The 13957-nt window shown below is 34.9% G+C and carries 13 protein-coding genes; 4 read left to right on the top strand and 9 right to left on the bottom strand.

Annotated elements, in window-relative coordinates; all coding sequences use genetic code 11:
• Positions 1–122 precede the first annotated feature (122 nt).
• Positions 123–887 (top strand): XRE family transcriptional regulator, encoded by a 765-nt coding sequence (locus E1750_RS12545; protein ID WP_133277109.1) that lies wholly within the window; start codon positions 123–125, stop codon positions 885–887.
• Between the two features lie 59 nt (positions 888–946).
• On the opposite strand, the gene E1750_RS12540 is transcribed toward E1750_RS12545, so the two are convergent.
• Both E1750_RS12540 and E1750_RS12535 read right to left on the bottom strand, forming a co-directional pair.
• Positions 947–1300: a DUF5615 family PIN-like protein gene (locus E1750_RS12540; RefSeq protein ID WP_133277108.1), complete on the bottom strand. Its 354-nt coding sequence runs from the start codon at positions 1298–1300 to the stop codon at positions 947–949.
• Entirely contained in the window at positions 1301–1531 is a 231-nt protein-coding gene (locus tag E1750_RS12535; protein WP_133277107.1) for a DUF433 domain-containing protein, read from the bottom strand. It abuts the gene before it with no gap.
• A 110-nt stretch (positions 1532–1641) separates the two neighbouring features.
• Between E1750_RS12535 and polA the strand changes: the two genes are divergently transcribed.
• From polA to E1750_RS12520, 3 genes are all read left to right on the top strand, one after another.
• A complete protein-coding gene (gene polA, locus E1750_RS12530) occupies positions 1642–4536 on the top strand; it encodes a DNA polymerase I (RefSeq protein WP_133277106.1) in 2895 nt (964 codons plus the stop codon).
• Between the two features lie 453 nt (positions 4537–4989).
• Positions 4990–5382: a hypothetical protein gene (locus E1750_RS12525; RefSeq protein ID WP_133277105.1), complete on the top strand. Its 393-nt coding sequence runs from the start codon at positions 4990–4992 to the stop codon at positions 5380–5382.
• Between the two features lie 55 nt (positions 5383–5437).
• Positions 5438–6166: a nicotinamide mononucleotide transporter family protein gene (locus E1750_RS12520; RefSeq protein ID WP_165698051.1), complete on the top strand. Its 729-nt coding sequence runs from the start codon at positions 5438–5440 to the stop codon at positions 6164–6166.
• Positions 6167–6208: 42 nt separating this feature from the next.
• On the opposite strand, the gene phoU is transcribed toward E1750_RS12520, so the two are convergent.
• From phoU to E1750_RS12485, 7 genes are all read right to left on the bottom strand, one after another.
• Positions 6209–6886, bottom strand: a complete 678-nt coding sequence (gene phoU / locus E1750_RS12515; protein WP_133277103.1) for a phosphate signaling complex protein PhoU — start codon at positions 6884–6886, stop codon at positions 6209–6211.
• A gap of 42 nt (positions 6887–6928) precedes the next feature.
• Entirely contained in the window at positions 6929–7687 is a 759-nt protein-coding gene (pstB, locus tag E1750_RS12510; protein ID WP_133277102.1) for a phosphate ABC transporter ATP-binding protein PstB, read from the bottom strand.
• Positions 7688–7728: 41 nt separating this feature from the next.
• A complete protein-coding gene (pstA, locus tag E1750_RS12505; RefSeq protein ID WP_133277101.1) occupies positions 7729–8673 on the bottom strand; it encodes a phosphate ABC transporter permease PstA in 945 nt (314 codons plus the stop codon).
• 2 nt (positions 8674–8675) lie between these two features.
• The gene (gene pstC, locus E1750_RS12500; protein ID WP_133277100.1) at positions 8676–9875 is read right to left on the bottom strand and encodes a phosphate ABC transporter permease subunit PstC; all 1200 of its coding nucleotides are present in this window, start codon (positions 9873–9875) and stop codon (positions 8676–8678) included.
• Positions 9876–9953: 78 nt separating this feature from the next.
• On the bottom strand, positions 9954–10787 hold the full coding sequence (locus E1750_RS12495) for a phosphate ABC transporter substrate-binding protein (RefSeq protein ID WP_133277099.1): 834 nt from the start codon (positions 10785–10787) through the stop codon (positions 9954–9956).
• A gap of 31 nt (positions 10788–10818) precedes the next feature.
• Positions 10819–12171 carry a porin family protein gene (locus E1750_RS12490; protein ID WP_133277098.1) on the bottom strand — a complete coding sequence of 451 codons (1353 nt, stop codon included), beginning with the start codon at positions 12169–12171 and terminating at the stop codon, positions 10819–10821.
• Positions 12172–12570: 399 nt separating this feature from the next.
• Positions 12571–13908, bottom strand: a complete 1338-nt coding sequence (locus E1750_RS12485) for a porin (protein WP_133277097.1) — start codon at positions 13906–13908, stop codon at positions 12571–12573.
• Between the last annotated feature and the right edge of the window lie 49 nt (positions 13909–13957).

Below are 13957 nucleotides of genomic sequence, written 5' to 3'. Positions count from 1 at the left end.
TTTTATTTTTTAGGTTTTTATTCCCCCTTTGGGGGTTAGGGGGCTGATCTTTTTTTTTACAAAATTAGAATCATATTACCAAAAAATAGTATATTTGTTGTGAATTAAATTCACATTAACATATGTCTATATTTTCAGATAATCTCAGATACCTTCGTGTTAAAAGCGGAATGACACAGCAAAAAATTGCTGATGAATTAAAAATACCTCGTGAACGTTATGCAAAATATGAAGGAACAACAGACCCGCCTCTTGATTGCTTACAGAGGATTTCTCGTTATTTTCACGTCAGTATTGATTTACTTTTATCTTTTGATATTCGACGTGTTCCTTATGAGAATTTATTGCAGCTAGAAGAAAACCGAATTTTACTCCCAATTACTGTTGATAGTGACGGCGAAAATAAAATTGAAATTGTTACAGCAAAAGCTAGAGCTGGATATTTGACAGGTTATGGGGATCCAGAATTTGTCGAAAATTTGCAACGCATTTCTTTACCATTTCTATCTAATGGAAAATATCGTGCTTTCCCAATCGAAGGCGATTCGATGCCGCCACACAACGATAAATCTTTTATAGTGGGCAAATACCTTGAAAAGTTAGCAGATATAAAAGACGGAAAAACCTATGTGGTTTTGAGCAGAAACGATGGCATCGTTTACAAAAGGCTTTTTCGGAAACCCAAAAGAGAAACTATTTTTTTATTTCATTCGGATAATAATATTTACAAGCCTTATGAAGTGAAAGCCAATGAAATTCTCGAGATTTGGGAGCACGTTTGCAGCTTTTGCACCCAAGAATTTCAACCCGACGATTTGGGTGTTATGAATGTAAAAGATATGTTTCAGCAATTGCGATTGGAAATTAGCGAATTGAAGAAAGGCTAAACGGATTTTAAAAAATTAGAGACACTGCAGATAAAGTCCTTTCACGAAATGATGTAAATTTAATTTACTTCAACAATTCTGACATTTTCGTTACTCACAACAACAAAATTATTTTCAAGTTTGTCTGAATAATTTTTCAAAAGTTTGGATAAAACTTCTATACGTTTAGCGAAATTATTTGGACTACAACGCAACAAAATTATACCGCTATGCACTTTTTGATTTCTAAAAACCATTTCACCAAAATCCTTATCCGAGCTAATAAGAATATAATTTTCTTGATGACACTTTTCTAAAATAGCATCATCAGAAGCACCGCGCCATTGTTCAAAGACCGAATAAACGTCGTGGTTTTCATTTTTAAGCCAATCGGCAACAGAAGTCCCTGTGCATTCATCAACTAAAAATCGCATTTAAGAAGCAATTTTATCTAAATCCAGCGTAGTTGTTTTTTCAAGAATTTTTTCAGCATATTGCAAACAAGCTAATACCTCTGGCTTGGTCAACCCTTTATATTCTTCCAATATTTCATCAATAGAAATTCCTTGAGCCAACATAGAAATAATTTGCTCAACAGTAATCCTGGTCCCTTTGATTACGGGTTTTCCAATCATTATTTTTGGATTAATTTCAATAAATTCCATATGAACTAACTTAAATTTATATCAAATATAGTAATTAAAAAAAATGAAATTATAACTTTTAAAAAAAATCCCAAATAGTTCTCTATTTTTACACCTCTAAATATATTTCAATGTCACAAAAACGCCTTTTCCTACTCGATGCTTACGCCTTAATCTTTCGTGGTTATTTTGCTTTTATCAAAAACCCAAGAATTAATTCTAAAGGAATGGACACTTCGGCCATTATGGGATTTATGAATGCCTTGATGGATGTTATCAAACGCGAAAAACCCGATCATTTGGCTGTAGCGTTCGACAAAGGTGGAAGTGATTATCGTTATGAAATGTACCAAGAATACAAAGCCCATCGTGATGAAACCCCAGAAGCCATAAAAATTGCTGTTCCTTATATTCAGGAATTATTAAAAGCAATGCACATTCCAATCATTGAAGTGGCCGGTTTTGAAGCCGATGACTTGATAGGAACTTTGGCCAAACAAGCTGAAAAAGAAAACTTCCAAGTATTTATGGTGACTCCCGATAAGGATTTTGCACAGCTAGTTTCTGAAAATATTTTTATGTACAAACCTGCTCGAATGGGGAACGACATCGAAATTTGGGGCATTCCTGAAGTTTTAGAAAAATTCGAAATCGAACGTCCAGAACAAGTAATTGATTTCCTTGGAATGATGGGCGACGCTGCCGATAATATTCCAGGATTACCGGGTGTTGGCGAAAAAACAGCCAAAAAATTCCTGAAAGAATACGGCTCAATGGAAAATCTTTTGGCCAACACGCATCAACTGAAAGGCGCTATAAAAGATAAAATCGAAGCCAATGCCGAATTGGGTTTATTGTCTAAAAAATTAGCCGCCATTCTGCTGGATTGTCCTGTGACTTTCAATGCCGAAGACTACGAACTATCAAAACCTGATGTTGAAAAAACAGACGAATTATTCCAGGAATTGGAATTCCGCCAGATGAAAGCGCAGTTTGATAAATATTTTGGAACCGGAAAAGAATACGACGAAATCGATACGAATGGAAGCCTCACCCCAACCCTCTCCAAAGGAGAGGGAGCAGAAATTGCGCAAGACAATGTTAAAAAAGTAATTGCCAAAAAATCGAATGAAGATCAATTTGATTTATTTGGGTTTTATGAAGATAGTGAAGCTTCTCCTTCCCCTTCGGGGAAGGTTGGGATGGGGCTTGCAACATTAGAAAACACGGAACATTTTTACCAAAGTATTCAAGGCGATTTTGCGGTAAAATTGCTCTTACAAAATTTAATGAATCAAACTTCGGTTTGTTTTGACACCGAAACCACAGGAATTGATGCCTTGAATGCCGAACTCGTTGGAATGTCGTTTTCTTTCGAAAAAGGGAAAGCTTTTTACGTTCCGTTTCCCGAAAATCAAGAAGAAGCGCAAGTTTTGGCAGATAAATTCAAACCTTTTTTCGAAAGTGAAAGCATCGAAAAAATTGGTCAAAACATCAAATACGACTTGAAAATTATGTCGCATTACGGCGTTCAAATCAAAGGAAAATTATTCGACACGATGATTGCGCATTATTTGATAAATCCCGATATGCGTCACAATATGGATGTTTTGAGTGAAACTTATTTGAAATATTCGCCGAAATCTATTGAAGATTTGATTGGCAAAAAAGGAAAGAATCAAAAATCGATGCGTGATGTAGCATTAGAAGAAATCAAAGAATACGCCGCCGAAGACGCTGATATTACCTATCAATTAAAACAAAATTTCAGCCCGATTCTCGACAAAGCCGAAACCAAAAAATTGTTTGACGAAATCGAAATTCCGTTGATTCCTGTTTTGGCAGCAATGGAATTGGAAGGAATTAATCTGGATGTTCCGTTCCTAAAAGAAATGTCGGTTGAAATGGCAAAAGAAAGTGCCGCTTTGGAGCAAAAAATCTATGAAACGGCGGGTGAGAAATTCAATTTAGCTTCGCCAAAACAACTCGGCGATATTTTATTCGACAAATTGAAAATTGGCGGAGCGAAACAAAAGAAAACCAAAACCGGTCAATATGCGACAGGTGAAGAAATTCTCTCGTATTTGGCAAACGACAACGAAATTGTACGCGACATTCTCGAATGGCGACAAATGGTGAAATTGCAAAGCACCTATATTGATGCTTTACCAAACCAAGTCGATAAAAAAACAGGTCGTGTTCATACCGATTATATGCAAACTGTTGCCGCAACGGGTCGATTGAGTTCCAATAATCCGAATTTGCAAAACATCCCCGTTCGAACCGACAGAGGCCGATTGATTCGAAAAGCCTTTATTCCTCGTGACGAAAACTACACCTTGGTTTCTGCGGATTATTCCCAAATAGAATTGCGAATTATTGCTGCACTATCAGGCGAAGAGAATATGATTAAAGCCTTCCAAAACAACGAAGACATTCACAGAAGTACAGCTGCCAAAGTATTCAACGTGCCATTGGAAGAAGTAACCAAGGAACAACGTAGCAATGCCAAAACGGTGAATTTCGGGATTATTTATGGCGTTTCTGCTTTTGGACTTTCCAATCAAACTTCACTTTCGCGAAAAGAAGCTGCTGAATTGATTGATGCTTACTACGCAACTTACCCAAAACTAAAATCATATATGTCCAATCAAGTCGATTTTGCAAGAGAACACGGTTATGTGCAAACCGTTTTAGGGCGAAGACGTTATTTGAAAGACATTAATTCTGCCAATATGATGGTCAAAAGTGGTGCCGAACGAAATGCGGTAAACGCCCCAATTCAAGGTTCCGCCGCCGATATTATCAAAATTGCGATGATCAATATCCACAAGAAATTAACTACGGAGAATTGGAAATCGAAAATGTTATTGCAAGTACACGATGAGTTGGTGTTTGACGTTCACAACTCGGAATTGGAAAAAATACAACCAATGATCAAACACGAAATGGAAAATGCCTTTAAAATGGATGTTCCGTTGGATGTTGAAATTGGAATGGGTAAAAATTGGCTGGAAGCACATTAAAAAATAGTGTTCAGTTGGCAGTTTTTAGTGTTCAGTTAGAGTTGGATTTTTAAATCTTTAATAAATGAAAAATAGAATAAAGCTACTTTTTGAAAACAAAATGTATTTGATTTCATTTTTACCTTTTTTATTTCTAATTCGATTTTCTTCTGACATTGAGAATTTCGGAATTAACAAAACAGTTGGTTGGGCTTATGATTTAACTAATTTTAGCTATTTCATTGTTTATATTTTATTAATGTTTTTTGTGTTATTTTCTTTTTTAGCAATAATAAAAGCAAAAACAAACTTCATTTTATCTCTAATTTTCTTTTTATTAATATCTTTTTGTTCCTTATTTCATAATGGCTACCAAAATGTTCTTTTGATAGATTATATTCTATTGTTTTCAATTTTTCTTTTTATTATAATTTTTTTTAATTCCATTTACATTAAAATTAAACAACGAGTTCAATGATTGACAATTTCAAACCTCCCATTAAATCTAGATCAACAGAAGAATTACTCGCAATTGCCGGTGCTCCAAAAAAATGGAATGAAAGAGCATTGAAGTTAGCTTTGGATGAACTTTACAACAGGAAAGTTGACACCAAACAAATTGACCACGCAAAATACCTTGAAAAAAGACAAGTTGAATTTGAATCTTTAAAAAATGCCAAACAACGATTTGATTTTTTTTGTATAAACCCTGCTCGATTATTTATTAATTGGTCAGAGGTTTTTATGTTTCTATTTTCTTGGGAATATAAAAAAGATGGATTTTTACATAAAGCTGAAATTCAAAGAAAGTATCGACCAATCATTTTAATGGTTATTCTAGTTCTACTAATTTACAGTTCTATTTGATATTGATATAAAAATGTGGGCAATAATCTTTCTATATTTGCCTAAACACAATTGGATGAACTCAATTTCACTCTCCGAAAAATCGATACTTACCATAAAATCAATAACCAATAGTACTTATTTGGATATTATTGGTTTAATCATTGTTGTTACGGCTTCCATTGTTTTAGAATATCATAAAACGGTTTTCAGTTTTACATTTCAACAGCAGAACTACGTTTTTTATTTAGGATATCTTTCTATTTTGAATACCAGCTTTTCGATGATGGGAAATCGATTGGTTACCAAGAAAAACAATATTGGAAATTTCATTACCACCTGCAATACTTTCTTAAGCGGTTCTATTGATTATTTACTGGGCAATGCCGGAGCAATTCTTACGTATCCCGTCTCATTTATCGGAAATTATCTCGTTTTCAAGGCTTGGAAGAAAAGCAAAATACTGCGTTCTATCGACTTTATCTTTTACAGAAATATCATTTTAGGTTTTTTCTTTTCTTTAGTTTTAAACTACATTGCCTTTCAATACTTATCTGAAAAACCAATAGATTGGAAATTATTTTTTGCTATCACAATACCGGCAGGATTGACTTTTGGTGGAACATTCAACACGGCAAGAATGTACCCTGACAATTGGTTTATGTGGCAATTTTACAATTTAACAAAAGCCATTCAGAACCTAATGCTAATGAACATTGCCAATGTTGCCAAATATACTTTCTATTTTTTCAATGCTATTTTGGGATACATCACGTGGAGAGACGACAAGAAAAAAGCAGCCTAAATAAATTGACTGCTTTTTCGAAGTTGAATCGGATTATCAACTTTATTCTATTGTATCAATATTCAAATCTTCGAATTTATCGTGCTTGATAATTTTGGCATTTACTACAAAATAAACATACTCCGCCACATTAGAACAGTGATCTGAAATTCGCTCGAGATGTTTCAATGCAATAACCAAATTAGTTCCTGAAACTACAACTTTCGAATGTGATTTCATCTCATCGATAATTTTATCGATAATTCTGTCTCCATTTGCTTTAATGTTTTTATTCAACAGCAAAATTTCCGCGATCATTTTTTCGTCACGCAATACAATACATTCATTGGTTTTCTGCGCAATCAATTCAATATCTTTGGCAAAACTTGCTATTTCAAACTTGGCAATCAAATCGTGTTTTTCCTTGATGTTCTTCGCTCTTTTTATGACACTCATGGCCAAATCACCTATTCTTTCAATCTCATTACTGATTTGAAGCGAAGACATAATAAAACGCAAATCCGAGGCTACGGGCTGTTGTAAAGCAAAGATGCTTTGACAAATTTCGTCGATTTTGACGTCTAATTTATCAATTTTCATTTCAATTTTCTTTACTTCTTTCCCTTCGATAGGCTCAAAAAGAAGCGCCTTAACCGATTCGCCTACTTGTCCCACGGCTAGGGTGCCAATTTTTATCAATACGCTTTGTAGTTTATCTAGCTCTATTTCAAAATGTGTCATTTTCTACTATTTAAAATTTTTAACAATGCAAATATACCGTCATTATCCGAAACGACCCGTGATATAATCTTCGGTTTGCTTTTTTTCTGGTTTGGTAAATATAGTATTTGTTTTGCCCATTTCTATCAATTCGCCCATATAAAAAAAGGCGGTATGATCACTGGTTCTAGCGGCTTGTTGCATATTATGAGTCACAATAATTATGGTGTATTGCTCTTTTAGTTGATGCACCAATTCTTCGATTTTCGAGGTTGAAATTGGATCTAATGCACTAGCTGGTTCGTCCATCAAAATAATATCTGGGCTTACCGCCAATGTACGAGCGATACACAAACGCTGCTGTTGTCCTCCTGATAATCCTAAAGCAGAATCGTCTAATCGGTCTTTGAATTCATCCCAAATGGCGGCTTGACGCAAAGAAGTTTCCACAATTTCATCCAATTGCGTTTTGTCGTTCAGACCATTAATTCTTGGTCCATACGCCACGTTTTCGTATATTGATTTTGGAAAAGGATTTGATTTTTGAAAAACCATTCCGATCTTCTTTCTAATATTGACAACATCCACATTTTTGTCGTAGATGTCGATTCCTTCTACAAGCATTTCTCCAGTGATTTTTACACTCGGAATCAAATCATTCATTCTGTTGATGCATCTCAGAAAAGTAGATTTTCCGCAACCAGAAGGGCCTATCAATGCCGTTACTTTATTGGCTGGAATTTGCATCGAAATTTCTTTCAACGCTTGTTTCTCGCCGTAGTATAATGACAAATCATTAACATGTATTTTTATATCTCTCATTTTATTATTATTTAGTCTAAAATATAACTTTTTGACTTAAATTATTTTGCTTTTCTTCTAATTCTTGATCTTATTACCACTGCAACTAAATTTAATGATAATGTTAGCATTAACAACACTAAGGTCGTTGCAAACTGAATAGGCATTGTTTTTTCAACATCCGAAGACTGCGTTGACATAATGTAAACGTGATACCCCAAATTCATAAATTGATCACTCAATGAACCCGGTAAAGTTGCCAAATAATAGGCAGCTCCAGTAAATAATATCGGTGCTACTTCGCCAGCGCCTCTACTCACGGCAAGTATTGTTCCTGTCATTATTCCCGAAATAGAACCCGGCAAAACTACTTTTCTTATGGTTTGCCATTTGGTTGCTCCCAATGCTAAACTAGCTTCTCTTAATTCCCTCGGGATGGTTTTCAAGGCTTCTTCAACCGAAACAATTATCACAGGAAGTGTCAATAAAGCCATGGTTAAGCTTGCCCAAAGAATATTGGGTTGCCCCCAACGCAATTCTCCACCATTGAAAGTGGAATCCATTCCCGTACCTATAAATTGAATAAAAAATCCGAGTCCGAAAAGCCCAAAAATAATCGAAGGCACCACCGCCAATGTTCGAATTGAAAACCGAACCGCAGCTGCAAATTTTGATTTTTCGTGCGCGTATTCAGTCAGATAAAGCGCTGTAATCGTTCCGAAAGGCACTGCTGCAATCGACATCACAATAACCAGTATAAAAGTACCTATCAAAGCTGGAAATATTCCACCTTTGGTCATCCCATCTGTGGGGAATGAACTGATAAATTCCCAAGAAAATTTCTCTCGCCCTTGATAAATGATAATTCCTAAAATAATAAATAGGATTGCAATAATTAAAATCACAGCCAATTGGGTCAAACCCACAACTGCTTTTTCTTTGATGCCATCTCCTTTTACTTTGGATTTAGAAAACGGATTTTCTGATAAAGTTTTTGATTTTTTCATATCTATTTACCTTGGAATTTTTTGATTAATTTTCCTTTGACATAAAATTCTGCTATTGCATTTAATATGAAAGAGAAAATGAAAAGTAAAGATCCTATAAAAAACAAAACACTATAATGAGTTTCTCCAAAAACAGTTTCAGCCATTTCAGATCCAATTGTTGCCGCAAAAGTTCTCACGCTTTCGAATGGATTCGCTGATAATAAAGCCGCATTTCCAGTTGCCATTAAAGCAATCATTGTTTCGCCAAAAACACGACCCACTCCCAAGAGCAAGGCGGCAAAAATACCTGGAGTAGCCGCTGGTAAAATAACTTTGAAAGCGGTTTGCGCTTTACTTGCTCCCAAGGCCAAACTGGCTTCGGTATACGTTTTAGGCACTGCCGACAGAGCATCTTCTGAAATAGTATAAATGATAGGGATTGCCGCCAATGCCATTGCTACGCCACCAATAAAAGCATTCAATCTGGAATCATAACCGAAAACATCTTGAAAAAAAGTAGCCAAAACCATCATTGCAAAAAATCCAATAACAACGGATGGAAAAGCGGCTAACATTTCGATAATGGGTTTTATGATTTCTTTTCGTCTATTGGATGCAAAACATGAAGTATAAACGGCTGCCAATATAGCTAATGGTCCTGCAATCAGGATTGCGATAATCGTAACTTTTAAAGTCCCTATTAAAAGAGCAATCAATCCAAAACGGGGATTATCAGAAACGGGGACCCATTCGGTTGAAAAAAAGGTACTCCAAGTATTGTCTGCTCCTTCTTTATTTTCGGAAACTGCGTCCATTGGTTCATCGGCTAAGGGAACGGATAAATCTTCTTTTTTGCTTTCTCCATAGGTTTCAGGTTTCAACTCTTCATTCGAGACGGGTTCTGAACCATAAATTTCAGGTTTTAATTCCTCGGTAGTAGTTGCTCCGTAGGTTTCAGGTTTTAATTCCTCGGTTGCTGCTCCGTAGGTTTCGGGTTTGTCAGTGTTCGATTGAATTTCAGTATTTGGTTTAGCTTTATTTCCAAAACTAAATAAGGGTAAGGATTCTTTGAAAACAAAAATAAAAATTAAAAAAATTATAGCAATCGATAAAAAGGCCACCGATGTTATAATTTTTTCAGAAAGAAACTCAGAAAGTCTGAATTGCTTTTTTAAACTTTCTTTAGTAAAAGTTTGTTTGATTGGTGATTGGGAATTCATCTACTGTTTTTAAGAATTCATATAGTTTAGATATAACTATCCCCCACTTTAAAAAAAGTAAGGGATAGTTTATATTTATTATTTCAACGGATAATACCCTACTTCTTCTATTAATTTTTGACCTTCAGCACTCAAAATCCAATCGATAAATGCCTTAGCTTCGCCTGTTGGTTTTGATTTTAAGTACATATACAAGTATCTTGAAATAGGATAAGTATGATTTTTGATAGTTGCTCCTGTTGGCAAAACTGCAGGACTTTTATCATCTTTCTTTACAGCACAATCTTTTACACCTTCAGCATATGCAGCTCCACCGTAACCAATTGAATATTTGTCTTTTTTAACGGCATTTACAATTGCAGCAGTTCCAGGCAAGGTTTGACAAGATGGAGAAAAATCGGTTCTAACTACATTATCTTTAAAGAAGGTAAAAGTACCTGAGCTACTTTCTCTACCGTACAATTTGATTGTAGCATCTGGACCGCCAACTTCTTTCCAATTGGTAATTTTTCCTGCGAAAATTAGTCCAATTTGTTTAATTGTTAGTGTTGTAACCGGATTAGCTTTATTTAAATATACAGATAAACCGTCTTTAGCACAAGGAATTTCAACACCCATAGAGTTGTATCTTGCCTTTAATTTTTCGATTTCAGCAGGTTTGATAGGACGACTTGAATTTGCAATATCTGTAGAGCCATTGATTAATGCTGCCAAGCCTACACCTGAGCCACCACCAGTAACTTGAATAGAAGCGCCTGGGTTTTTCTTCATATAAACTTCTGCCCATTTTTGAGACAGAATAACCATTGTGTCTGAACCTTTTACAGTTACTTTATTGCTAGTGGTAAAAGAGAAACCAATTCCCATAACCACCAATACAATTAATGCTACATTTAATTTAGTTGTTTTCATTTTATACTTTTTTTAGATTTTTTATTATTTATTAAAAACTAGCTTGGAACCTTATTGTCGCAACGTTGTTTTTCACATCATTTAGGAAAACGCCACCTATTTTTGCGCTTGTTTCGTTTATTGGCAATGTATAACCCAAACCGATTTTAGTATTATTGGTAAAGAAGTAATGCATAGCAAATCCCCAAGTATGCACTTTCAAATCGTGAGCATCTGTTACTTTATCAGTCGATAATTTAGTGTTGGGATCCCAAGAATCATATCGAATTCCTCCTTGAAATTTTGTTCCAAAGTTTTTCTCTAAAGTCACATAATACCCCACGAAATATCTTTCACCACTAAAATTGAATGACGGATTATTATTTAGTATGGCACTACCGGCAGTTCCCGAAATGATTCCTTTATTAAATTCAGACTTCAAGGCAAAACCTCCTAAAATATCGTAAAATATTTGCATTTCCGCGCCAAACCATTGTTTTCTTAGTTTATCTCCAACCGCTGCTTGAAATGGATTATTATTGACGTCGCTATAGGTTCCTGCAGCAAATACGGTGTTTTTACCATAGTAATAACTTCCTCCGAAATCTACTCCTAACCCAGCACTTGGAAACTGTAACGAATAAGTAGTTCTTACTACAAAATCTTTTTCGCTATCGACATCTGTAACTTGAGTAGCTATTGGACCTTCACCAAAATTACCATTAAATGCTGCTAAATCGATTTTCAATGGAATATTATACTGAGTACTGAAATTAGCACTAATCTTAGCTCCTAAATCTCTTTCTTGAGGATATAAAATACCGGACATTCTGCTTCTTTCCATCAGAATTCTGTCTCGCGAAGAGAATTCAACTTCATAATCGGGTCTGTTGAATTGTCCAATCCATAATTGAAAAGTATTGATCCAAGGATCGTTCAATTGAACATAGGCATCTTTGAGCGTTACAGCGCTAAAGGAAAAGTTAGGTTGTAATACAAATATAACTCCCTCAATAGGCTGATAAGTAAATTTTATCCTCGCTCTTCTTATTACAAAAGAATTGTCAACTGCAACAGCATTTGTATTCGCGGCTGTAAAAGGCGTATTAGTTTCTCCTGAGTTTGGTTTCAATTGATACCACGCAGTTCCGACTGGGACATCTTGATATTTATACATATCAAATTGAACTTGCATATACCCAGAAATTTTCAATTTTACCAATCTGTCTACATTTTCTTGTAAGGGAGATAACTGCTCCGTTAGGGCATCAAATTTTAATTGATGCTGATTTATAGCGCTTTGTAATGAATCAATATTTACTGGACTAATCGAATCTTTTTTAACATCTTGTGAGTGAACTACCCCGAAACTTAGTAGTAAAATTGAAACTATAATTTTTTTCATCTTTTTTTAACTTGTATTAATTTGCCGCAAAGGTGATGCTTCAATGTTAAGCTAACGTTAACTCAATGTTATTTAGATGATAATTTAATGTTAACAGGTTTTTCCTTCCACTAAATAATAGATGTACAATGAGACAAATTTAAATTATTTTGTAGATTATCAGATGGTTATATTCATTAAGAAACCATTAAGAAATGTTTCGTTTGACTTTTTGACAATAAAATCCAGCTTTTTTTACCAGTTCTGCTGTTAAAAAACCAGATGTTGTGTAATGAAGATTAGCTTTGCTTTCAATGCAAAACCATCCTTGAACCCATCGAATAGCTGCTTTTTTTAAGTTGAATAAAGGTGTTATTTAATTTTTTAAATACTGTAGTACTAAATCAATGCGAAAAATATCTAAAAATTAAACTGTACTTGTAATCGCAACAAATTTCCTTGTTGTCTATTATTCTTCAAAGCGCTGTCTTCAAATGTTCTGTCGGCTATAACCCACTCTGCCGTTAGCTCCAGAGCTTTAAATAGTTGCCATTCTACTCCCAATTCATAATCTCTTACAATATAACTTCTGGAGTCTTTTTCAAATTTTTTCCCACCATCGTAGTATTGAAACTTGGCAAAAGGATATAAAAAATGTTGCTTTGCTAAATTCAAATCCCATTTGTAGTTGAAAGTTAGGTAGCCTCCTTGTAAATCAGAAACCTCGACCGTATTGGTAAGCTTATCATAGCGGGGTCCTTTACCAAAATTATATTCTGTTTGGATTCCAAATGGTTTTGGATACCATACAAAAGTAGCTCCTACCCTTTGATCAAGTGTATTTATTTTATTTGGCGTTGTCACTCCCGTCGATAATTCATTGGTGAAAGCCCATTTTCCTGTATATGCTTGTAAACCTGGTTCTATTATTTGATTTCCAATTACAAAAGGATAGGTAACCCTTGTCACAATATGTAAATTTCTATTTCCTTCTGTTTTATTAGCCGTTTGCCCATTGTAGGCACCAAAAGCAAAAACGCCATAATCACCAGAACCTTTATAACCGTCTTTAACCAACATTGCAAACCGCTCTCTAATTTCAGCAGGTGCCCAATAAAAAAAAGCGCCTAAATCTCTTTCGTTGGCCACAGCACTATTTAAACCATCGTTACGATCTAGGGTTAATCGGTTCTGACTTGATTGCATATTCTCAAATCCATAAGGAACTTTACTTTGACCAATACGTACTCGAAATTCTCTTTTTTTGTCGAAAGAAACATCTGCATAGGCATCCCTGAGTTGAACAAAATGATTGACTCCTGAAGCTGGCGAACTGGCAAAATCGGGCTGAATATATACAAACACATTGGGATGAACTTGTCCAGAAAAAATAATACGAGCCCTCCGTATAAAAAAACCATTATTCGACTTGGCCTCTGGAGCAGTAGATGTTGTTCCCCAAGACCTGTCACATTGCTCACAAGATACTTTATCGTTTGTGGAGAGCAATCCATTATAACGAACTTGAACGTATCCCCTGATAGAAATTTTATTATACCACGCTTCTTTGTCGGCTTTCTCTTTTTCGGCTTTCTCTTTAAAAGCTATTTTATCTTTTTCTACTTGTTTTTCTTTGTTTACAGAATTGATAGAATCTAAAATACGCACTACTTCATTTTTGATTTCCTTTTTTTGGATATCTTGCGCACGGGTTACAATTGAGATCATCACTAGAATTGCAAATAAAATCTTTTTCATTAGTTGATTTTTTTTTGCAAATGTAGGTGGTAATCTTAAAATAACATTA

Source organism: Flavobacterium nackdongense (assembly GCF_004355225.1).
In the GTDB taxonomy this organism is placed as follows: Bacteria; Bacteroidota; Bacteroidia; order Flavobacteriales; family Flavobacteriaceae; genus Flavobacterium; species Flavobacterium nackdongense.
Note: the sequence above shows the minus strand (reverse complement) of the source record. Positions and strands in the feature narration are given on the sequence as shown.